The following is a 25,129-nucleotide window of genomic DNA, read 5'->3' as shown; positions in this document are numbered from 1 at the left end:
TTATGAAATGGCCAATACCCTGACTTTTGAGAAGTCCACTTCGGAGTGGATCGGAGAACCACCGTGGACGAGCTGCCGCTCGCCGTCGATCGATCGGACCGGCGTCCGCTGTCGGTACAGGTCGCCGACGAGTTGCGCACCGCCGCGACCGACGGGCGGCTGCGCGGCGGTGACCGTATGCCCTCCTCGCGTGCCCTCGCCGCCCGGCTCGGCGTCAGCCGCACGGTGGTCACCGCCGCCTACGACCAATTACATGCCGAGGGCTGGATTTCGGGTCGGCACGGATCGGGGACCTACCTCACCGCGGCACCCATTCCCGCCTCGAACCAGTCAGCCGCCCAGGCGGATTCGGATGCCGCCGGGGAGCTGCTGGACCTCGCGCCCGGCGCCCCCTGCGCGGAGGCGATGGACAGCGCCGCATGGCGGCGAGCCTGGCGGGCGGCCGGCGATCGTGGCCCCTCGGTGCGCAAGGAGCGCGCCGGCGATCCCGGCTATCGGGCCATGGTCGCCGAACATCTGCTGCGCCATCGCGGGCTGTGCGTCGATCAACCGGCACGCATCCTCGCGACAGCCGGAACCAGTTCCGCCGTAGCCGAATTCGCTCGTGCGGTACTGCGGCCCGGCGATGCCGTCGCCATCGAGGATCCCGGATATCTGCGCGCGGTCGGCGCCTTCCGCTCCGCGGGAGTAGAGGTGGCGCCGGTGCCGATGGACAGCGACGGGATCCTGGTCGAATCGATTCCCGCTCACGTCCGCGCGGTGTATTGCACTCCGGCACACCAATTTCCACTCGGCGTACGGATGCCCGCCGGCCGCCGGGTCGAGCTCGTGGACTTCGCGCGGCGCACCGGCGCGGTGATCATCGAAGACGACTACGACGGGGAACTGCGCTACGACAGCGCACCGCTGCCCTTGCTCGCCGGCCTCGCGCCCGACCTGGTCGTACACCTCGGCACCACATCGAAAATCCTTTCTCCCACATTGGGCGTCGGATGGCTGGTCGCCGCCCCATGGATCGTGGCGGCCGTACTGGAGCACCGCGAATCGACCGGCGCCTGGCCGGCCCCGGCCGGTCAGCTGGTGCTGGCCGAACTCGCCCGCCACGGCGATCTTGCCCGCCATCTGCGCCGATTGCGCCGGGAAGTACCGCCCCGGCGCACCCTCACCGTCGCGGAACTACGCCGCCACGGCCTCGACATCCGCGGTGACGACGCCGGATCCCACCTGGTGGTTCCCCTCCCCGACGCGGCGGCGGAAAGCCGAGCGATCGAGCTCGCGGGCGGCCGCGGTGTCCTCCTCGACGGTCTGGCCCGCCACCACGCCGGACCTCGGCAGGCGTTCGGCATCGCGCTGGGATACACCGCGGTGCCCCGTGACGAACTCCCCCGCGCCCTCCGGATCGCCGCCGAATGCCTCGCGGCCGCCGCGCACGGAGCGAATACCGATGTGCACGCCACTTTCCAGGGGTGGCAATAGCAGCCCGGTTGCATGCGGGCCTCGGTTACGAAATTCTCGATCCGAATGCGGCCCTGACGAGCGATAGATCGAGGCGGTGGTGGGAATTGAAGATCTCGCGGACTTGGCGGATCGGATCACCGCGGGCTTGCGCGAGCTCGCACCGCCCGGATGGCAACGGCTGGAGGCTTCGTTCGCGGTGACCGTTGTCACCGAGTCGGCGTTGTTCCTGGTAGATGACGGTAACGGGCCGATCAGGTGTCAGGTGTCGGACGAGGTGTGGGCATCGGTGCGCCGGCACCGGCAGCTCTCGGCCGAGCTGGAGAGCGAACCGTGGTGGCGGATCGTGGTGCGCGCCGACGCGGAGGAGGCCGAGGTCGTCGTCGATCACGGGGCCGAGCCGTTTCCCGGGGAGCAGCTGTTCGCACCCCAGGCGTATCTGGCCGACCTGGAACGTCATCCGCGCCGTCGGCTGCCGGTGTGGCTGGCGGCCTACATCGGGCGCGGTGGATCCCAGTCGAGGCCACCGCGTGCCGCCTGGGACGGAATGCGCGCGGACCGGAGTGCGGGCGTGCGGGCGGTGCCGGTCACCGGTGAGTTGCCGGACCTGCGGATACTGTGGGCACGGTGGGCGGTGCTGGCCGCGGCCTTCGTGGCGGTCGGCTCGGAACGGGGGCCACGCATCGGTCCGTCCGTGGGCATCTTCGAAAGCGCGACCCACAGCGGCTCGACGTTGACGTTGCTTCCCGGGGATCGGGCGGTGCTGTCGGGTGGCGTATGGGAAGCCCACGCGTTGGACGTCGCCTACAACGGGGGTGGCGCGATGCCGAATGTGTTTGCGGGAGCACCGGACTGGGTGGCGGACCCCGTGCTCAATCCGCGGGTGCTGACCGGCATGCTGTCGTTTTGTTACTGGTGGGAGGAGGGGCAGTGGTACCGGGGTGAATCCGCTCCGGTGCCGGAATGCGCGGCGGCGCTGCCCGCGGTGTGGACTACCGACACGGTGGCGCGAGTGGTCGCCGATGTGGTGGAGAATTCATCGCCGGATGCCGCCGAGTTGCTGGTCTCTGCTGCGCAGGCCGCCGCGGTGACACGTGAGGCGATCGTGCAGGTGGTCGGTGACGACACCCGGGTCGACGTCGCCGGTGCGCTGTTCCAGTTCGTCCTCGCGGATCTGGTCGCCGGAGAGGTCGCCGGGATCGGCGAGGCGGAGGCGTTGGCACTGATCCGCGATCACATCCGGGAGCGCGGGTACGACACCGCGGACTATCCCCTGTCGTCCTTGCGCGCCGACCGGGTCAGCGTGGGCTGGATGGTGCGATCGCCGGTGCCGGACAACGACATCGCACTGGACCGCGCGGTGTTCTACGTCGCCGACGACGGAGTCGTGGAGCGCTCGAGTTCGTCGGTGCCGCTGTCGGTTTTCGTGACCGACTTCGAGCGACGGCTCCGCCTGCGGGTCGGCGGCCGGAGCTGACGGTTCGAGGCGGGATATGAGCGGCGAACTTCGACTGGACCTGGCCGGTCTGCGCGAACGCGGTGCACGGCTGACCGAACTCGCCGACCGGGTCGGGCAGACCTATGCGGGACTGCGGGATTGCCTGGATCAGGCTCGCGGTAGCTGGGGCGACGACTATATGGGCCGTCAGTTCGCCGAGCAGTTCACACCGCATGCCGATCAGATGCTGGCCAATGTGCGGGCGATGGAGCAGGGCCTGCACAGCACGGCGTCCGGAATCGTCGGTGTCGCAGACGAATTCGACGCCGAGGATGCCGGTAACGCCGCCCGGCTGGCCGACGCGGCGAATGATCACGCTCCGGGAAGCGGGAGTTCGCCCACGCTTCGACCGGATGATGCGACCACCCTGCCGTCGCCGGTCGACACCGGTGCACAGGTCCCGTACGACCCCGCTGTGTCCTCCCCTGCACACAACTCCGCGGTCGCCGACGCTCCGGCGCAGCGCTCCGGCGGGGCGCAGCGCGCCGAACAACCTCCGGCCGGTGGCGCGCAGTCACCGAACGGTTCTCCGGCGCGGACCGGCCCGGAGGGGGCGCAGTCGAGCTCGCCGTGGAATCAGGATCGGCCGACATCCGATCCGTCCGGGCTGGACGGGCGGTCCCCGGCCGGTGACTCCGGTCGCCGGTCCTCCTCCGTTTCGGCGCCGCCATCCTCGTCGGCACCGCCTCCTGCCGACCGCCGCGCCGCGCCCCGGGCGACGGACGCATCGCCGGGCGGCCGAACGGCACCGTCGAGACGAGGCGATACCCCGTGGGGAGGGCAGCCGCCTCGCCCTTCGGGCACACCGGGAAGGACCGAATCCCCCGGAAGGACCGGATCTCCCGGTCGGCCGGAGTCGAATCCCCGGCCCGGTTCGCCGCCCCGATCCGACCGTTCGTCCCGCGACAAGGCGCGGGCGGATGATCGGCGCCGCTCTCGCGAGCAGCGGGCGTCCGACCCGATGATCGGCTGGCTGGCGCGGACAGTGGCCGAACGCCACGGTGTGGAGGTCACCGGGTTCGACACACCCGGCCTCCAGCTGCCGCCCGTACGTGACTTTCTGTCGGCGGTGGACCGGGTTCTCACCGATTACCCGATGATCCAGCTGAATTCGGTCGCGGTAGCGGAGCTCGATGGTGAACACGGCACGGTGCGATGGAGTCGTGAACCGGGCAACGAGGGCTCCGCCAGCTCGATGACGCTCGACCTGCCCACCGCGCAAGAGCCGGCGGCCGCCCCGACCACGGAACCCGGCGGCGAGCCGGCGCGATCGGACGTCTATCCGGCGACGCTCCACGAGTTCGGCCGGGCCCTCGACGACGCCGGTGGCGGCGCGGCGCGCAAGCAGGCGCAGCGCGTCCTGATCGGGGAATACCTGCGCCGGGAGCCGCAGCCGGATCGCACACTCGCCGAAGTGGTGAGCGGTTACCGGGACTGGCGAGCCGGTTTGGCCGGGAAGTCCGCTGCCCCAGGCGAATTCGATGTCGGCCACGCGCTGGGAGTCGCGTTCGCCGAGGTGGTGCAGCACGGTGCCGAGGCGGGCATCCAGGCGAGACTGCTGCATGCGGTGCTGATCGCCGCGGCATCTCGACCGGTATAGGTGGTGCCGGTGGACGGTTCGTTGTTCAGCCCCGTCGTCGAGCTGCGGAACACCTTCGAAAGTCTGCCCGACATGCTGCGGCGACCGATCGAGATGGTGGTGTTCGGCGGAGAACTCCCGCGCGCCGACATCTCCGAGATGCGCCGCATGGCCGCCGAGCTACGGGCACGCGGCGAGGAGCTGGACGGGCATTCGAGGGATATCAAAGCCGTTCTCGCACAGGAAGATTCGGTGGGCGAGCTGGCCGACCGGCTGCGCGAGGCCTTGCATTCGTACGGAAAAGGCGCGGCCCAGCTCGGGAACGACGCCGCCACCCTGGCCGACCAAGCGCAGGCCGCCGCCAATGACGCGGAGAAATGGCTGTGCGTGATGTTCACGTTCGGTATCCACCTGGCGTGGCGCATCTTCGGTGTGGTGAGCAGCGCCACGGCGGCGGGTCCGGCCGGCACCGCCGCCGCCGCGCCCACCGTGGATGCCATGCTGGTCGAGGGGCGCGGCGAAGTAACGGCCATGCGGGCGAGCCTGGAACGGGCGATCCAGGCCGGTGCGGCGAAGGCCGCTACTCGGCTGGCCGCGGCGGGATCGTTGCAGTTCGCCACCATGCTGGGCAAGGCGGCCGCGCTCCCCGTGGGCGTGGACGCGGGGGTGCAGGCGCTGCAGGTCGCCACCGGCGATCGCAGCGCCGACATCATCGGATCGGACGGTTCGAATCCGACCGGAATCGACCTGAAGTCGATCGAAGTCGCGGCCCTGGCGGGAATGGGTGGGGCGGCGGGCGGCATGCTCGCCGGAAAGTTCGCGCCGATGGTATTTCCCAAGATCGGCAGCAGTCGCCTGGCCATGGGCCTGGTGCACGGTACCGCCGGTGCGATATCGGGTCTGGGTGCGGCGTCGATGGTGGCCGGTTGGCCGCAGCATTACGACCAGGTACTCGCGCCGCTGCTCAACGGCGCGTTCGCCGGGGGCGTGTATTCCCGTGGCGGCGCCCCCGCGCGGACCGTCGACGGCGGCGGGGCCTTCACGCCACCCGACGCGTTCGCGGCAGGACACGATGGGAAAGCCGCGACGCCGCGGCGGCCGGTCGAGGTGGCGGCGGAATCGAAACGGGCGTGGGCGGACGCGCGGAAGGCATGGGGCCCGACCGCGGAGGCCACGAAGACCTCAGGTGAGCGCGACGGGGCTCGCGCCGAGGTCAAAGAGGAGACCCCGGCAGCGGAACCAGGCTCACGCAGCGAACGGGGTACGTCGACCGCAGCGGACGGAGCCGGTGGCCGCCAGCCCGGGCACCAGGTCCGTCCCGCATCCTCCGACGCCGCCGCGGCCCGGTCGGGCTCGCATTCCGAGACCGCCGCTCAGGGCGAGCGGCCACCGGCCGAGAAAACGGCCGCCGCCGGGAAGGCGACCGCGCCCCGATCGGTGGAGGCGGTGGGCGAAACCTCGCCGCCGCCCAAGCTCCCGGCGGGCGCGACGCCACGCCCGGTCGGCGAGGTCCACGAAAGAGCCGCCGCCCCAACCGAAAACCGTGCGCCCGCGAAAGCCGGGCCGAGCCCGACCGGAGAACACACCGCGGTCGCGGACGGCGCCGGCAACGAGACATCGGCACGACCCCATCCGGTAGCCGAGGGCGAAGCCGGTTCGCCGCCGGGCGCTCGCGACGAGCACGAATCCTCGGGTGGCGGAGAGCGTTCGGCCCCGCAGCGGGATGCGACCGCCGAGCAGTCCGGCGCGGAAAGTCCCGAGCACTCGAGCCGGACCGAGACGGACGGTGCCGAACCGCCAGTTGCGGAGGAACATTCGTCGTCGGTGCACGAGAAGCAGAGCGTTCCGACCGCCGATCACGACAATCTCGCCGACGCCGCCGGTATGCCGCGCAGCGACCGCGACAAGGCGGTCGATCTGCTGATCGACTTCCACCAGGCCTCCGCCGAGGAGGTTCCGGAAAGTCAACGCCTGCACAATCTTCCGGACGACGTGCTGACCGCCGGGCTGCACAGCGGCGATGAGCACCAGTCATTGCTGGCGACAATGGAGATCATCCGGCGCGGCACGATCAGCGAAAAGGTGCCCGGCGGCATGGTGCTGCGGGTCGAACAGGCCGAAGCCGTCTACGCGATGAAATCGCGTCCGGTGGAGATGAAACCCGGCGAGGGCAAATCGCTGGTATTCATGGCCGGCGCAATCCAGCGTGCGGTGCAGCACGGTTCGGTTCTGCTCGTCACCACCACCGATGGACTGGCCAATCGCGAAGTCAGCACGTATCGGAAGCTGTTGACCGGCGATGAGGAATTCGCCGACACGCGGAATTTGCTGAGCAAATTCGGAATCGACGTGTTCCGCGCCGATCAGCAGAACGGTTTCGGGCCGATCACGGAAGGTCGGCCCGCGATCGTGGTCGCGACCGGTGAGACGGTCGGGCATCTGTGCAACGCCGGTATCAAGCCACCGCGCCATGCGCTGATCGACGAGATGGACGGCATCATCGACCGGGGTGAACGGCAGTTCCTTCGGTCGGAAGGTGCCGAGCAGGCGGCGCCGGAGGCAACCGCCAAGCAAGTATTCGATGCCCACGATTTTCTCACCGAGGCATTGGCGAAAGGGGCTCTCTCACACGAGGATTTCGGCCTCCGGCGCATCTCGGAGGAAATAGGAGAGCATGCCGACGGGACACCGGAGGTCATGTACTGGTACGACGGTCAACCCGAACTCACGCCCGAGGGCCGGGCGAAGGTCGAGGCACTGCCCGGCGGAAAGAACTGGCTGGACGGAATGGGCGCCTCCCGGCTGGAGACCGCGGCCCACGCCGAATTCCTCGTCCGTGAAGGCGTCCACTATGAAATGGACGCGGGCAAGATCGTCATCATCGACCAAGCCGAACACGGTCTGCAACGAAACCCGAAGACCTCGAGCGAATCACGGTGGAGCGCGGAGCCGGGCAAGGCGAGCCTCGCCCAAGCCATCGAAGCCAAGGAGTTTCGGGCGGCCGAGGCCCGAGGGGAGAAGGCCGAGGCGCATCGGATCGTGGTGCGCGCGGACGCGGAGTCCGCCAAACGCATCGATTCGGTCGAAATCTACCGTGTCGGAAGTGAATCCTTCTTCGACGAAGTGACCGGCGCGTCCGGCACCCTCACCGACCTGAACCCGGTACTGAACAAGATCTACGGTCTGCAGGAGGCCCACGAGGTCGGACGGTCGCAGACGCATCGGCTGGTGGAGGGTCAGCATGATGTGGTCGAGAGCACCCATGCCAAACTGCGCGCGATCGCCGAATACGCGAACGAGATGCGGGCCGGAGGCGAGGGCCGGTTCCAGGAGATCCTGTGTCACCGTAATGATCTGGTCGCCCGGCAGGTCGAGGCATTGGTGCGCGCGGGGGTGCCCCGAGAGGCGATCGAAGCGGTCGATGCCAAGCGGATCATCGGCTGGGGTGCGGACTGGGAAGCCCAGCTGCAGAAGGTCTTCGACGAGGCCGGTGAGCAGGGCAAGATCCTGGTGATCAACCGGCAGGGCCAGCGCGGCGTCGACATCTCGGTCTCGGAGGCGGTGAAGGCCAAGGGCGGCATGCACGTCTGGATGACCGAGGCCCCGGAGCAGTCCTACATCCACGAACAGGCCAAGAACCGCACGGCACGCAACGGTGAGCGCGGCAGTTCGCAAGTGGTGATGTCGACACAGGACGCGCTGATCCGCAATGCCATGCACCTGCGCGGAGTCCGTGAGGCGGTTGTTGTCTACGAGCAGGCTGTTGCCGCACACCAGGCCGATCCCACGCCCCAGACCCACGACGCGGTCGTCGCGGCGAGCCATGCCATCCGTGAGATGACACCGGAACTGCAGCAGCGTGCGCTGCGACACTCCACCGCGGAGTTCATCAGCCATCACGCGAGTTCCACATACCTTCCCGCCCTCGCCGTCGCCGAGGCCGAGACCGGGCACTACCGCGACGACACCGACTTCGGCCGCCCGGACGGACCGGCGGACCGGACGGCCCGCCTGGCCGGGCTGCTGGGCATACCCGCCCCGGTCGTCGCCGATCATCTGGCCGGTCTCGAACGCGACGGTGCCGCCGATCCGTTGCGAGAGCTGCTGGAGCAGAACGGAATTCCGTCCGCAGCCGTGGAGGCCCTACGTCAACACGTCGATGCGACCGCGCCCGCGACGGTCCTGCAACGCGCCTTGTTCACCGACGAGCAAGCGCTGGACCACCTGACGCCCCTGCGGGATCGGCTCGCCGTCGCGCTCGGTCTGCCGATCGCCGATATCGACGGTGCCGAAGGTATGCGCACCCTCGATCCCGCGCTGATCGACGCCACGAACGTCCTGGCGGAGGCACTGGGGTACCCGGCCTCCGCGATCACCCCCACCATCGCCCGCGACATCCTCGGCGAGGCGGTCGATGACCACCTGACCGCCGCGAATAACGGACAACACGCCGCCCGGGACGATATCGCCTCGGCTGCGGTGGATTCCGGGCCTGTCGATTCCGGGTCGGCGGATTCCAGGTCGGTGGATCTGGACGCCCGGGATCCGGAGGCGGAGACGCCGCGCGCCGACGATCGGACGGACGCCGACATCATCGCCGCGGCGTCGCGGTATCTGGCCACCGCGGCCCTGCTCGATCTGGTCGTGCAGATCCACCGCCGCAGCCCCAACAGTTGCGTCAACAATGCCGTGACCGGCATGCGAGTGTTGTGCCCCGGCAACGCCCGCCGTTTCGAGATGCCCGCCACCACCTTAGGGGGCCACGGACGCGACGTGGTGCGCACTGTTTTCGGCGCCGGGCTCGAGAAGGCCGAATCGCTGGAGCAGGTCGCCGAATCGTTGAAGTCCCGGCCGGGTGGGATCAGCGTCCTGGTCTACAAATGGAAGGACACCCGCGCGTCCGGCAGCGCCGACGCCGACGACCATATGGTCCTGCTGGTCAACGACAGCGACTCGGTCGACCGACCGAACCTGGTCGTCGTCGACCTGGCGGCCTCGCGAGACGGCGACACCGCGAACGACTACGGCCCCAAGGACCTCCGGAACCGCCGGGCGTTGCTGAACAAGGCGGTCGGATTCGATGAATGGCGCCGCGAGCAGAAGAAGTTCATCGATCGGATGCCGGTGGAAAAGCGGCTGTTCGAAAGCATCGAGTTCGACCGCGAAGGCAACCTCGTCGGCTCGCGCATGGGCACCCCGGCCGCCGAGGCCCGACAGCCATCCCGGCGAGTCGTCGTTCGCGACACCACGATGGACGAATTCGATGCGATAACCGCGGGGCTATCGGACCTGGGCGCGGCGGTGCCGATCCGACTGGACGACGCAGAGACCGGATCGGACGATCCGCGCCGCGACGAACGTGTCGAGGTCGGTCGTCGGCCCTACGGGGGTCCGGGCCCCATAGTTGCCGAAGACCGAACCGGTGCCGCACTGGGGAGCATCGGCAGCAGGCCGTCGGAGAGCGCGGCAAATCAGCCGGCACCGAGCACCCGCAAGCAGTACACCGTGCGGGAGACCGGCACGGCAGCGGGCCCGTCCGGCCGAGAAGGCGAGCGAGCCCGCACCAGCGAAGTCGCCGCGGAACGTCACCGCCTCGAGGAACTGCTGAACCAATCGTTCGGCTGGCTGGACTCCGACGGCGTCGACATCGCGGTCATTCTGATGTCGGAACTGATGGCGAACTCCCTCGCCGATACCGACGGCAAGGTCGAGGTCGTCATCACCCAGACCGATGCCGAGGCCGCGCGGAAACTGCGTTTCGAAGTTCTCGACGAGAGCACCTTCGCCCCTGAAATGCACGATATGCCGGATGAATTCGCCGAACGGGGCCGCGGCCTGCCGATCATGGCGGCCGCCGCCGACGAGTCCGGCATCACCGTGTTCGACGACGGCTCAGGCAAGTCGTCCTGGTTCGAACTACACCGGCCGCTACCTGCGAGTGATCAGGCCGCGCCGGCCGTCGGCACCGATACGAGCCGGACAGGGGCGGATCCGACCGACGACCGTGTCGAGTCGATGGCCGACTGGCTCAGCGCCGACCGCGAACTTCGTGGTATCAGCCGACCGGATCTCGCGGCTCGCATGGGCCGTAGCAAATACAGCGTGCAGAGCATCGAACTCGGGCGCCGCCCTGTGACAGTTGCCTACCTGCGGGAATATGCTGCGGCCGTCGAGGTCCCGGAAGAGGTTTTGCGTTCCGCGGTTGCGCGCTTCGAGCCCAGATTCGCAGACCATTTCGGTGAGTCGATCCCGCCACCGACCGACGACCGATTTCGGACCGTCGGCGAGTGGCTCGTCGCATTGCGCAACCACCGCGGGTGGACACCGCAGACGGTTGCGCAGCGTATCGGCTTCGAGGTCGAAACCGTTCGCAGGACGGAGATCGGGCGCTACCCGGTAACGCTCAATTATCTGCGTGCAGTGGGCACTGCATACGGGTTATCGAACGACGCACTGCGCACGGCTGCTCTTCGCTTTGCGCCCGACTTGGCGGACTATCTGGCCGATTCGGTTCCAGAACCGAACGATCCCCGATACCGCACGTTGAACGCGTGGATGACGGCGGTCCGGAAACAACGGGGCTACACGAAAGGACAACTCGCCGAACGTATGAGTCGGTCCAGCGACACCGTACGAAAGGTTGAGGGCGGCGAGACGGTAACCCGGGACTATCTGCGTGCGTTCGCGACGGCTCTCTCCCTGCCCGATGAGACGGTCCTGGTCGCCGAGCGGCGCTTCACGACCCCCGACCCGGCGGAGTTCGAGTCGATCGGCCACTGGCTCAGAGCTGTTCGGGAACGCCACGATCTGGATCAGCCACAGCTCGGGGCTCGTATGGGTCGCCATCGAACAGTGGTATCGATGGTGGAAACCGGAAACCGCCGCCCCGGTCTCGGTTATCTACGTGACGTAATCGATGTGCTCGGCATATCGGACGCCGAACTGTTGTCCGCTCTCCTCCGTTTCGAACTCCCGCTGGCAGACCATTTCCGGGAACCTGTTCCAGATCCTGCCGAGCCGGAGTACCGGACACTGGGTGACTGGCTGCGCGCGGTGCGAGAACACCACGAGTGGACCCAGACGAAGCTGGGCGCCCGAATGGGCTGGAGCCGTACAACAGTTTTGAACGCAGAGAATCACCGTACGATCGGGCCGAAGTATCTGCAGGACTTCGGCCGGGCGCTAGGAATTCCTCGCGTCACACTGCACGCAGCGGCACTTCGATTCGCGCCGCACCTGGCCGACGCAGTCAGCACCGCCGCCCCTGACCCGAGAGACCAGCGGTTCGAGACGATCGGAGATTGGCTGACAGCCAACCGCCAGCGTCGAATCTGGACACAACAAGAAGTAGCCGACCGCGCCGGCGTTCCCAAAAAGCGGGTGTGGCGCGCGGAGCACAGTGAAAGCCTGCCCGAGGAGTTGTTGCGGCAGATCGCCGGCGCACTCGGCATTCCCGCGCAGATGATCACGATCGCACAGCGACGGTTCGCGGTGCCTGATCCGAACGATCCCGCATTCGATACCTTGGGCGACTGGCTCCGCGCCAACCGCGAGCGGCTCGGCTGGAACCGGCAGGAACTGGCGAACCGAACAAATGACCATCGCGTCGCAATTTGGGATGCGGAGGATACCAATCGCCCCATCGGTCCTCGGCTCCTGCGCGATCTGCGCGTAGCGCTGGGGATTCCGATCGAGACGATGCAAGCTGCCCTCCGCCGCTTCGCTCCCGAACTGCAGGACTATTTCGGCACATCGATACCTCGCCCGCGCGACCGTGCATCGATCGGAGAATGGGTCACGGCGGTCCGGCGACATCACGGGCTGACCAAGAAGGACCTTGCCGGCCGGATGGAACGTCATCAGCGGACGGTTGCCGATGTCGAAAACGGGGGTCGGGCAACGCTCGATTTCCTTCGAAGACTGCGTGATTCGATCGACATGCCGCGGGAAATACTTCGCGAGGCTGTCGAGCAGTTCTTGGTTCGCGGCACCCCGGAGGAAAGACCGGAAGACAGGCTGTTCTGGCAACTGATAGATGCGCCGGCCGGGTCCTCCGACGAGACGCGGATCCGAAACGCGATCTTCGAGCAGTTCGACTGGATCGCCGTCGCCGCCGCTCGGCGCTGGAATTCGCTCCCGGAATCTGCAGAGGATCTGACCCAGCGGTTCCGAGAGGCGATACTCGGCGCGATCCGCAACCATGTACCAGGTGGACCGCCGTTCGCTGCCCACGCCTGGCGCAGTGTCCGCGGCGCGATGCTGAGTTCATACTTCGAATCGAGATTCCCCAACCTCGACAGACCGACACGACTGTTGGTGGTCCGGGTCTACACGTTCGTCAATCGCCATGTCGAAAAGACCGGTGGCCAACCAGAAGTCGACCAGATCGCGGCGGCGCTGGATCTCGCACCCGCTGAGGTCAGAAGTGCACAGCAGCTCATCGCGGGAAAGACGTCATCGCTCGATGCCAACGCGCCCGGGCTGGATCGCCCGCGGCAAGTGGCCGACCCGACCCTTGCCACAGCCGACGTCGAGTTCGCGACCACCGTGCGCGCGGCGCTGCAAGATTTGCCGGACCCGGCAACCGCCGAACTCGTGGTGGGCGCCCTCATGCAAGGACTTTCGCCCGACGAGGCGCAAGCCCGACTGAACATCTCGCCCGAAACTTTCCAGCAGCTGACGCTGGAAGTGAGTGAGGTTCTCCGCACCGTCTTCGCCCGGCCCACCGAGGCGACCGGGGAAGATCCGGTTGATCCGATCGGCAGTAGACCACACGACTCGGAAAGGGCGAACGCGACCGGATCGAACCTTTCCCGTTCCGCGACAACAGCACCCGACGGTTTCCGCACTGCGCTGATGACGAAGCTGTGGGGGCCGGGCTCGTCCCTCGAATCCGCCGCTGCGGTGGCATCCGATCCGGAAGCGGGGAACCGTACGGCGCGAGAGCGCAGCATGCTGGCGGTCCTCGACTACGTTGCCGGGGCAGCGTCCGGCGACGTCGCCTCCGCGGTGAGCGAGGGTCTGGAAGCGTCGGTGGTCGAGGCGATTCGAGGGCTGGACCCCGCGGATCTCGAAGCCATGCTTGTCGATCTCGGTGCGACTCGTTCGGCCGTCGACGGCGTCGTCGCGCGGTTCACCCAGATCCAGATCCAGGGGGCGCTCCCGAGTGCGGCACCATCCGCGTTGCCCGACGTCGACGACTATCTGGTGCGGGTCAGCGCCCCGGACGGTTCCGACAGCTGGCGAACTCGGCGGCTGGTGCGCCGGATCATGGAGAACTGGGCACACGCCGGCGAGGTGGGGTGGCCGGTCTCCGATCAGGTCGACTCGGCGGAGTTGCTGGTATCGGAGTTGGCGGGAAACATCCCGCGTCACGACGGAACTCACGGGTTCGTCATCGCGACGGTGACCGATGGGCCCGGCGGCCCGGTCATCCGGGTGGGTGTTCGCGACTACAACCGCACACTGCCGGGTTGGCGCAACCCGGGCGGTAATGCCGAGTCGGGACGGGGTGGTCCACTGTTGACGATGCTCGCCACCGATCACGGTGTCGTCGAGCATGTCGATGGAAAGACCGTGTGGTTCGAGCTCCGCGGTGAGCGACCGGACACCGACTCCGACCGAGACAGCGACGACGAACTGGATCGTCTGAGCACACTGTTCCCCGGCCCCGGCGACGATTCGCCGGACCGGCCTTCCGGCGGCCCGGAAGGCCGGATCGGCAGCGTGCCCCACAGCCCGCGCACAACCGGTTTCCCGGTCCTTCTCATCGAAGGCCTCGACGCTGGTGTGGTGCGCCGGGAACCGCTGCCGGGCGCCCCGGGAGTCAGCGTCGAGCGGGTCACGTTCGGTAACGGCTACCAGAGCCTCCAGGAGGTCTACGACGACGCCGAGGATGCGGCGAAACAGTGGCATATATCGCTGATCGGTGGTGCGATGGGCGCACCGGTCGCCGCCACCCACCCCGCAAGCGACGACCATAGAGTGCTGTACCGGGAAATCGTGCCCGGTCGGGATGCGAATACCGTTCTGCCGCAGAGAATGTCACGGGCATACGATTTGGGATTGGTCGGCGACGATGCGGCGAGCGAAGGATTCGCGGCGTTCGGTCCGGTCGATCGCGGCTATCTGGATTCGGCTTCCGGGGAGCTGCTCGGCCTGCTGGATGCTGTCACCGGAACTCGGCGCAGCACACGGCATTGGAGTATCGGCCCGGACGGCGAGGTGACCGGCGGGCGGACCGCACTCGACTCCGAGCAGGCCGTGCCGAGCCCATTCGCCACCAAGTTCACCCGGTATGTCGACGGTCGCCCGGTATGGCAGGGCCACGGCTTCGCCCGCGCCGACATCACCGAGATGCGGGAACAGGTGTCCTACCTCGAGGACCGGCTGCGGGACTTCTCGAGTGCGCAGGAAACCATGTTGCTCGACAGGCACTCGCGGGTGATGGCCGAGTTCGCCCGGGCCGAGCGGTATGCGGTGCACACCCCGGAAGAAACCGCGCACGTCGGCGGTGTGAGCGCCGACGCCCAGGCCAAAGCCCGGCTGGTCGAGGAGTTCACCCTCAACCATCCCTACTTCGCCGTCGCCGGATTCGACCATCCCCGCGTCCCCCTCGACGCGGTGCGAGAAATTCTCGAGACACTGGACGACCTGCTCACCCGATACCGGCACGCCCCGGATCTGGTTGCGCACATGAGCAATATCCGCGAACTGCGCATCGATTTCCTGGCGGATCCCGGGGTCAACGCCGAGACTTTCAACCGGGGCACCCGAAGCACGTGGATGACCCTGAACCTGTCCCGGGTGGCCGACCGAGCTCAGGCACTCGAGGACGATCTGTACGACCGCTCGACCGGGTTCCACCCGGCCAGCGGACGGTCCTACCACGACGATGTCATCCATGAATTCGGGCACGCGATCGACAACGCCGCGGACAACCGGTTCAGCCGGGAGGTCGAGGCCGTGCTGCGCCGCGCATGGAGGGCGCTGCGAATCACCGGCCTGATCGCCGAATCGTACGAAGATTGGCTCCAGCGCCTTCCGGAGGCGGCCTTCACCGACGAAACGAAAACCACGCTCAGGCCGGCGGAGGCGGTCGCGGTGGGGTTCGCCGCGGTGGAGATCGACGGCCCCGACGTCGGCAGTCCGGAATGGGTGATCCATCACTATGTCACCACCCTGCGCCTACCGGAGATCTCACCCGACCTGGTGGTGAATCTTCCTCCCGGCGAGGCGAAATCGGGAACCGCCACCACAGTGGACCAGTCGGGATTCGGACCCGACGACGTCATCGGCAGCAGGCCCTCGGAGAACGAGGCAAACCCGCGATTCGACCCGATCGGCGCGAGACCGGCCGAAGCTGGGCCGGCATACGAGCGTTACCGGCACCGGCTCGATGACCAATACCGTGCCTTGGCGGGACAATTCGGTGCGGTGGCGGGCGGACCGCTGTCGACGGCCCTGCGGCCGGAGTTGCGGCCGGTGCTCGATCGCGCCGTCGAGATGAACGGGGACCCGAGTGTGCCGGCCGATGCCGACCGGCTCGTCCGGCTTGCCTGGCGTCTGCAATGCCTCGACGAGCTGGCCGGTCGCGTGTGGGCCGATGCGCGGGGCCGGTCCGGCGCCGAGATTTCGAACGCCGAGAGCCGGCCGGTGCCGATGCACCGCGTGGAATCGCTGACCGCGGCGTTGCTCGCCCACGGCGACGCATCGGCCGCGTTCGACAACGAATCCTCCACGCTCGCAGCACAACTGGACGACGAGCTGGCACGGCTCTTCGGTACACCGCCCGGCTCGCTGACGGCAGGCTTTCCGCGCGACGCCACCGTCCGGGATATCGACGGAATCGATATCCGCAGTGTGCCCGGCGTCCTGCCGCCGGATGCGGGCGCGCTGGTCAGGCATGTCGACGCGACCGGCGTCGAACGGTTTCTGATGGTCAGGGAATCTCCCCGTCCCAGTGGTTCGCCCGCCGACTGGCGGTCGCCGACCGTAGCGGAGGCGGTGGCCTTGAATGTGCGGGCGACGGGTCCGGTGACATTCACCGATGCCGGAGTGGCGGTGGTGGAAGCCGCCGTGCGCTTCGCCGCCGGTATCAGCGAGGGCCGGATCACCGACGCCCGGTGGCTGACGGCCGGTGAACTCGAGGTGGAAGAGTCCGCAGACCGGTTGCACTCATGGTTCGTGGATACCCTCCCGGCCGCGCGGGACACGTACGACGAGGTGCCGCCACCGCGCGATGCTGCCGGCAGCGTCGCGCGATCCGCCTCCCGGTTGTCGTTGAGCACGAACGACATCGAACGCCTGGTTCGCGCGGTGGACGCACGGCCGGTGACCGAGCACGCCGATATCGTCGAGTTCTTCGATCAGCTCGTCGAGTGGGTCGAGGAGAACAGGATGGCCGACGCCTCCGCGGCGAGCGGCGATGCCGAACTGCTCGACAGCTCGCACAAACACCAGATCTATATCACCCTCGCCACCCATCCCGACATCCTGGACGCGCTGTCCACGCCGATAGGCTACGAGGCCGTGCTCGATGTCGCGCACACTCCGGGTTGGAGTATCGCCGGGATAGCTGCCCGAGTGGAATTCTTGGCGGAGGCCGAGATCCGTGCGGCTCTGCGGCGGGCCGACGCGAACAATCCGGATTTCGCTCCCGTTGTACGCGGAAGTCTGGGTCTGCCATGGGTGGACGATCTCGGCAGGATCGGCCGGGAGCTGCGTCGCCTGGCTGAAATACCGGCGGGGGCCCTGGATCAAGCCCTACTGACGATGATCCGCCAGTTCGTGTCGAAGAGCGCAGATCCCGACGCTCCGGAAACAACCGATCTGCGCAGCGCGAGGATGGCCCTCGATCACCGGGCCTGGAGTTATCTGGTTGCCCTGGACGACAATTCCGCGAGCGCGATCCGGCACAGCATCGCACACGACTATTTGCGGTCGGGGCGAATCGGAGAGTTTTCGGAGGAAATACTGGGTGAAGTAACCTTCACCGAACAGCAGCTGCGCGAGGTCGAGGACCTCTACATCGACCGCGCGAGTGCTTTCGCATTCTCCAGATATTTCACGCTGGCCGCCGCGCTGCCAGCGAGCCGTCGGCCGCCGACGATTCGCGCGGCCATGGAGTTGGTCGCAGACGTAACAGTGGAACTCGCCCGGTCTGTCCGCGCTGTCATGGCCGATGACGAGCAAGGCGGAGAGCACACAGTCCTCGGCTTGCGGAGTACCGGGGCGGCAGTGCTGCCCGAATTGAAGGCTGTGGTGCGAGCCTTCGTGACCGAGGTGAAGACAGCGCATCTCTCGCGGGAAAGCTTGGCGAAAGTGCGGTCGTCGGATCTTCTCGCCGGCGTGCTGATGGCCGTGACGAGATTTTCGACGTCCGAGTGGCACCGCGGCGATACCGCGTCTTTGCGGGAGTTGCTGGCGTATTTCGACCGGGCGACGGCCGACGGGCGTATCGCGGCGATGCCCGAGGAATACCAGCCGAGTGACGTGGTGGAGGTCGCCAAGCTGCGCGCCGGATCCGGGCCGCAGTGGACCGAGGATCTGCTGACGCGTTTCGCGCGGCTGGCGGCAAATCTGCGTGCCGCGCATTCGGCGATGACCGGTGCCCGGCGTCCGATCACCCAACTACTCGGCGAGCTCGGGCGCGGCATCACCGGACACATCTCTGCATTGGAGCGTTCGCTCGCGTCGGGCAGGCACGCCAACGGCGACGTGATGAACGATGTGGCGCGTCGGAAAATGGGAGCTCTCGCGGAGGAGCTGCGGAAACTCGTCGCATCGGAATCCGGTAGTGCTAATCCTTTTCCGGCATTGCGTTCGCTGAAGGATTTCGAGAACAATTTCCAGCTGTTGGCCGGAGTCGGTGAGTTGCACGACCACTTGCGGACGATTTCTTTTGCGTGGGCGATGCAACAATATCCGGAATGGATCGACCGGTTGCGGGATATCGGTGCGGGAGAGCCGACGCTCGACGAGATCGTCCTCGTCCGGGAATTTGTGGATCACATCACCAACCAGGAGGTGTTCTCACACTATTTCTCCAGCCGCAACGGCGCCCGCACTTTCCGTCGAATGACCAGCGCTATCGCGCTCGAGGAGGCGATAGCGCGCGCTCAGGGGGTCGGTGTCGCGAGCGAGACGACTCCGCTGCGATTCATTCCGACACGTGGGCCGTTGCTCGAGCTGTCCGGACATATCGCCAGCGCCTGCTGGGCGGGCAAGTATCGCTCGGTTGCCGAAGCGATGCCGAATATGACGGCCGCTGTCATCGTCCGCAATCCGGAAGACCCGGACCGCGCCAGGCTGGAGGGAGCGGGCCTGCTCATCGAAACCACCAGCACATCCGGTGTGCCCTTGCTCCTCATTCGCGGTCTCAATCCCCTGGAGACCTATATCAATCATGTGTCGATCGATGATTTCTATCGCACATTCGTCGCCTGGGCACAGGGTATTGCCGCAGCTCGCGGCCGTCATCTCGCAATCGTCATCGACGGCGCCAGCGGCCGAGCCGCGACCAACCGCCCCGCCCTGTTCCGGTACCTCGACGACATCCGCGCGACGCTGACTCCGGTCCAGGTGGATCCGGCCGACACGACCTTCAACGGCTACGACGTCGGCCGATCGGCCTACCTTGTCGAGCCCGCCGCCAACGCCGGGCGGCAAGGGCTGCCGCAGCCCGACGATCGCATCGGCAGCAGGCCGACGGAGGAACTCGGTTCACCCGACGATGCTCTACGGTCGTTGTCGGAGCCCGAAGCGGTTCTCGGGTGGGTCCGTTCGGCAATGGCCGCTGCGGACCACGGGAACTCCGACCGACGCGCGCTGATCGATCACCTGCGCGACCGCGCCGCCTTCGCCCATCCCGCCACCGGCTTCCGGCCACCGGACGGGTGGCTCGCGGACAACCGCGATATGCGTCGCGACCACGCCGCGAAGGCACGGGAGATCGCCGACCGATTGGAGTCCGATCCGTCCTACGGGCCGGCCGAAGCTCATGACGATGCTCGTCTGCACGCGTCCGAGATGCGCGAGGAGTACAGCGGTTTTCGCTGGCAACTGGTCGTATCGGGCGCCGACGTATCGAATCCGGGCGCCCTGGCCGCCGCCGTCGCGGCTCGACTGCCCGACGAGGACTCGAAGCCGGCGCACCGGGACATCATCGCCGCGGCGGCACGCCTGGCCGAACTCGCCCGGACCACTGCCGGGGACGACGCCACATTCGTTGTCACGTCGACCCAGGACCCCGACGGCCGACACCGCTTGGTCAGCCAATTGGATTACACCCGAAGCGATCCCACCGATTCCGATCCCGGGCTGACCGTCGAGGAGTTGCGACGCGGACTGTCCGATGTGGACGGCCGCATCGATCTCGACACGGCCGAGCCCCTGCCGGAGGGGCAGGTCTGGCATCGGGTCCGGCTCGACCTCACCAGACAGCGAATTCTGGTGTGCTGCGCTCTATGGGGGCGGGGCCGGACGGGTATGGGCACGTTGAACCTCGCGCTCTGCGAGGGCTTGGCAGCGGCCGGGCACGAAGTGACTGTCCTACCGGGACAGGTCGATTCCGAGTTCCGGGTTCCGGGCGTGCAGGTCTACCTCCGCGAGGAGTGGATGCGGGATCTGCACCCCGAGCACGTGAGAAGTCTGCCCGAGTCGGTCGATTCGGTGATCGTACACGTCGAAGCCGACGGCCTCCGTGCCGCGGTGAATGCCGAGAAGGCCTATCCCGCAGCCAAGATTGTCGCTGTCCATCATCTGATTCCGATGCTGTGGGAGAGCCTCACGAACGATCCTGCGCGGGGTCGCGGCAGCGTAGCGGCGGGCATCTACCTATCGCGGCGGGCGCATCTGGTCACGGGCTTGGGCCCGGCCTTGGCGACGGACGCACTGTTGCAGGCCGCCCTGGCGGGCCACGGATCGGTGCACGAACTGCAGCCGGTCCTGGACATGGCCGAACAGCCGCCGCAGCCCGCGCCCGGCAGTCCGGTACGGGTTCTGCTCTTCGGCCGTGTGGACGACGCGTTGAAAGGTGGCGCGGAGATCGCCGAGGTGGTGTCGCGGCTGCGCGCGCACGGCCATGATGTCCGGTTGGTGGTCCGGGGTTTCGAGAACGACCTCGGAGCGGCCCACACCGAATTGGCACAGATCGTGGGTGATCCGGATGCGGTCGAGGTGCTGCCGCACACGAGAGATCCCGCCGAGATTCGAGCGGACATTCGCGCGGCTACCGTGGTCGTGATGCCTTCACGGGCAGAGGGTTTCGGCAGCGTGGCTACCGAGGCGACCGAACAGGGCGTGCCGGTCGTGGTGCCGTCGACGAGCGGGGCGGGTCGATACCTCGCCGCACTGGCCGGGCACCGCGGCGCGGCGGAACGATTCAACCTGGTGAAGCAGGACCAGGGTGCACCGGTGCCGATCGACGACTGGGTGGCCAAGCTGCGGGTCGTCATCGACGATGTGCCCGGCGCATGGGCGGCGGCCCGCCGATTGCAGGAGCTGATGCGGCCCCTGACGCGGGAGAACAGCGCCAGGATGCTCGTGCACGCCACAGTGAATACCGATCCGCACGCCCGACCCGAGATCCGGCCGTCGCGGACGCGGGTGTCGTTGGTGCAGGGGCGAGTCGTGGCGCGCGGGGAGGAAGAAGACTACCTGCGGATACTCGCCGTGGCCGACGCGATGGAAACCGATCCCGCCGTGCGCAGTGCGATCATCGACCGCAAGGGCATCGAATTCGCGCCGTCCTGGGAGCCACTGTCGATCCGCCTCGCCACGGCGGATCCGGACGAGTGGTTGTTCGCACCATGGACAAGACTTGCGCGGCACGATGATTCGCGAGCCCGCATCCTGGGTGCAACGGTGGCGACGGTAGCCGAGCAGGGATTCGCCGCAACGACAGTCGACGAAATCTGCCGCCGGGCGGAAGTCACTCCGGAGGAGTTCGGCGAAAACTTCCCGCGCGCCTACAACGCACTGACCGCGGCGCACAAGGCTGCGCTGGATGATCTGCGGCAACTGATCGCCGACGAAGTGAGTATCGCTCGGGCGCCCGACCACACCGCCCGCATCGCGACCGTGGTGCACACCTATGTGAGTGCCCTGACCGCTCGACCGGACACCGCACGTGTCGTCCTGGTAGAGAGATCGGGCCTCGACCTGGTTCAGCGTGCCGGCCGCGCGCTGGCCGTCACGAACTCGATTGCCGTCACTCTGGCGGAGGTGCTCGACGAGCCGGCAATGTCCGTCGAGGGTGTGCGCGCTCTGGCGGCCGCGGTCCACAGCCTGCTGGCGAACTGGGCCGCGACCGGTGACATCGCTGCGGCACCGCGCCTGCGGCGTGATCTCGCCGACCTCCTCCGCATCGGTATCACCTCACCGGAGGTGAAGCCCGTCGCCGTCACGCGGCCGCCACACCGGCAATCGGAGGACGGCGGCTCGACCGAACCGGCGAAACGCGATGAGCGCGAACGGATTCTGACCGAGCTGCTCGCGAGCGCCGCCCATTACGGTTACACGAAGATATCGCTGGACGCCGTCCGACAGCGTGCCGGCGTGTCCGCCGAGACCTATCAGGAGTTGTTCTCCGACAAGGAAATCGGCTTCGAGGCCGCGTGCGCCGCGGCGATCGAGCGCCTCCGAGCGTCCCTTCGAGCGGCGTTACCCGACACGGTCGGCGGTGAACTACGACCGTGGCTGGAGACCGCATTGGGCACCTGTCTCACGGTCCTGGCTGTGCACGGGGACGAGACGCGAGTGCTGCACATGGAGTTGCCGGCTGACGGCCCACTGCGCGACCGTTTCCACGCGATGCTGGCTGAGCATCTCACCGAGGCGGTCGATGCCATCGACGCCCGCACCGGCCGGCTTCTCGCCGCTGCCATCACGGGCGTCGTCGCCGACCGGATCGCAGCACGGCAGTACGCCCGGTTTCGTGATCTGCCGTCGGCCGTTGTCACCGCGGGAGCACTGACGCCGCTGCCCGGCGACGTTCCGATACTGACGGCCTGGGCGCACGCACTACTCTCCGGGCCCGCTTCACCGATCGCCGGGCCGATCGGCTCACGCCCAGGCGGCCCTGCTGGAAAGCCTGCACTGCAACAGGATTCCGACACCGCTCGGGGACCCGACTCCCCATGGCGCCGCGGCGGTACCTCTCGCCCCGGGCCCGGCCCTGCCGCCGCGGACTTCGGCGAAGACAGCGATGCCACGGCGATCGGGGCCACCCCGTGGCAGCGCAACAACTCGACGCCGGCCACTACACCGTGGGCTTCTGTCGCCGGAAACGCCAGCGGTACAGCGAGTTCCGATTCGGCGCGACTCCTCGAGAGGATCAGGACGCACATCGACGAGGGGGCGCGAGATCGGGCGGTCGCACTCGTCCGCGCGGAGTTCGATACCGAACTTCGCACAGTCTCCTCACGTTTCGGTCTGCAGGCGACCCCCGGCGTGCTCGACGAGATCTGCGCCACGGTCGTCGCGCGGATCGCCCGGATCGGAAACCGAAGCCTGGCCGAGTGGGTGCAGCTCGTCGCCCACAACGTGCTGTCACAACAGCGCGGATTCGCCGACATGTGGTGGCGCATCCGTGAACTGCTCGTCAACGGCGCGGGTCTGCCGGAATCGGATCCGATGGTGCAGGCGTGGAACCACGCGCGGTTGACCGATGTACGGCGGGCGCTCGACGCGCTGCCGCCGCATCGCCGCGATCGCCTGATCGCCGCCTTCAATCCTGCCCGCCGCGGTATCGGGCGGGCACCTGTCGATCCCCTTGCCACCCAGCCGCAGGCGCTGTGGTCGGCTGCCCGCCACCTGGGATCGGCGATCGCCGCGGCCGCTGGTGTACAGGCCGAACTTCCGGACGCGCCTCGGACAGAGGTCGACCACGTCGGCGCGGACCTACCGGCGGAAACACCGGCACCGGCGGAAACACCGGCCCGGGCACGTGCACGCAAGTCCGCCGCCGAAGCGGAGGCGGTCTACCTCGTCAATCCCGGTCGAATCACCGATGCGCTTCGATCACTGCCCGGTCTCGAGCGGGAGTTCAACCGGGCCGGTGTGGCGGATCCGCTCGACGAGTTCGCCGCGGCCGGGGCGGATTACCTGCGCACCTTGATCACGATCGCCGAGTACGAGCTCTCGCTCGGCCGATCCACGACCGCACGCACACGCCTCTCGGCGGCATTCGACGCCGGTATAGCACTGCTCAATCGGTTCACCGCGGACGCGGAGATCAAAGCCATCCTGGCACCGCTACATCAGCTGCGGCGCACTCTCATCGAAGTCCCGGCGTCGGCCGTGACGCTGGCCGACGAGCTCGCGGAGAACAGTCCCACCCGCCGGATTCTCGACCGAACCGTGTCGCATCTCCAGACCATCGGCCGGACCGGGCCGGCCCGCCCGGAGAATCCCGGGACACAACCGGACGAGCCCGTGGGAGCCCGCCCGACCGCCGACCGCGCGGTCGGGTCGGCCGCCCGGCGAGGCCTGGCCGAATTGCTTTCGGCGCCGGTGCCTGTCGTGGTCATGGGAGCGGTTCGCTCCGCCGTGGACGCCATCCGGCAGCGCATCGCCGAGGCCCCCGACGACGTTCTGGTGGCAGTGAACACCTCGGAGTTGATCGCCTGGATCGCGGAGTCGCTCGAGCTGCACCACCGAATCGAGGCGATGACCAGAAAGTCCGCGAGCACCGATGCCCTTCCGGCGGACCGGCAGGATCAGCTCGACCACCTTCGGCGGGCGTTCGTCACAACGAGCGACGCGCTGTCCCGGCGCCTGGACAGGATGTTCGGATCCGATTCCTCGGCGCCGCTCGCCACCCCGGATGCCGATGATCCCCTGCGTGAGTTGCGACGGCTGGCCGACGTGTCGAACTCGGCGCATGCCGCCGCCCTCGTCGATGCGCTGACGCGCTACTTCGCGAACACCGGCGTCGACAACCGTCGGCCCGACGACCATGCGAATCCGGAATTGGCCGCTGCCGCTGCCCGATACCGCGACCTGCAGGCAGCCGGATTCACCGGAAAGCTGGCTCAGAAAGATATCGCGAAGGTCGCCGGAGCCTCGCAGTCGAAGGTCAGTCAGGTACTGCGCCGAGCGGCCACCGATATCACCGCCGACCAGCGAATCATCCTCATCGCCGCGCGCTGGCTCGACTACCCGATGCCGGAGGATCTGGTACGCGCCGCCGCGCGGTACGAATCGGACATGCGCGACGGCGGCGACGGGACACAACCCGGGTCGGCATCGGCGGATCGGGCAGCGGACATTGTTCATTTGCGCGACAAACTGGTCTCCGCATACCGAGAACTGGAAAATGCCGACGACTCGGACCCCCTCGCCGAATCGTTCTCCCGCGCCACCCCATCACAGTTCGACGAGCACTTCCGCACCCTGAGCCCTATTCAGCGTCGCGTCCTGAAGCTGCGCTACCAGCAGGGTTCGGCGCCCGCCGAGGCGTCCGAGGAGCTGAACGCGCGGGGCTGGGCCGCCTCGACAGTGACGCCCCAGATCGTGCGGACGGCGGAGGCCGGTGCCTTGCGCCGGCTGGCCGGATTGCTGGCCCCGAACGGGACGGAGGCGGTCAGCGATCG

The 25,129-nt window shown here is 67.8% G+C and carries 4 protein-coding genes (1 of these 4 running past the window's edge); all 4 read left to right on the top strand.

Going from position 1 to position 25,129, the window contains the following annotated elements; translation table 11 throughout:
* Window positions 1–63 precede the first annotated feature (63 nt).
* Window positions 64–1,476 (top strand): MocR-like pyridoxine biosynthesis transcription factor PdxR, encoded by a 1,413-nt coding sequence (gene pdxR / locus NK1_RS00245; protein WP_063905862.1) that lies wholly within the window; start codon window positions 64–66, stop codon window positions 1,474–1,476.
* Between the two features lie 79 nt (window positions 1,477–1,555).
* Complete coding sequence (locus tag NK1_RS00240; RefSeq protein WP_245660284.1) at window positions 1,556–2,932, top strand: hypothetical protein; 1,377 nt, start codon at window positions 1,556–1,558, stop codon at window positions 2,930–2,932.
* A 16-nt stretch (window positions 2,933–2,948) separates the two neighbouring features.
* Window positions 2,949–4,553, top strand: a complete 1,605-nt coding sequence (locus NK1_RS00235) for a WXG100 family type VII secretion target (protein ID WP_063006626.1) — start codon at window positions 2,949–2,951, stop codon at window positions 4,551–4,553.
* Window positions 4,554–4,562: 9 nt separating this feature from the next.
* Window positions 4,563–25,129, top strand: partial view of an MFS transporter gene (locus tag NK1_RS00230; RefSeq protein WP_157104014.1) — the 5' portion only. Its footprint extends 14,023 nt past the window's final position; 20,567 of the gene's 34,590 nt are visible here — the first part of the coding sequence; the start codon lies at window positions 4,563–4,565; its stop codon lies beyond the right edge, outside the window.

The sequence above is a fragment of the Nocardia kruczakiae NBRC 101016 genome (genome assembly GCF_001612965.1).
In the GTDB taxonomy this organism is placed as follows: domain Bacteria; phylum Actinomycetota; class Actinomycetes; order Mycobacteriales; family Mycobacteriaceae; genus Nocardia; species Nocardia kruczakiae.
This window is presented reverse-complemented; position numbering and strand designations above follow the sequence as displayed.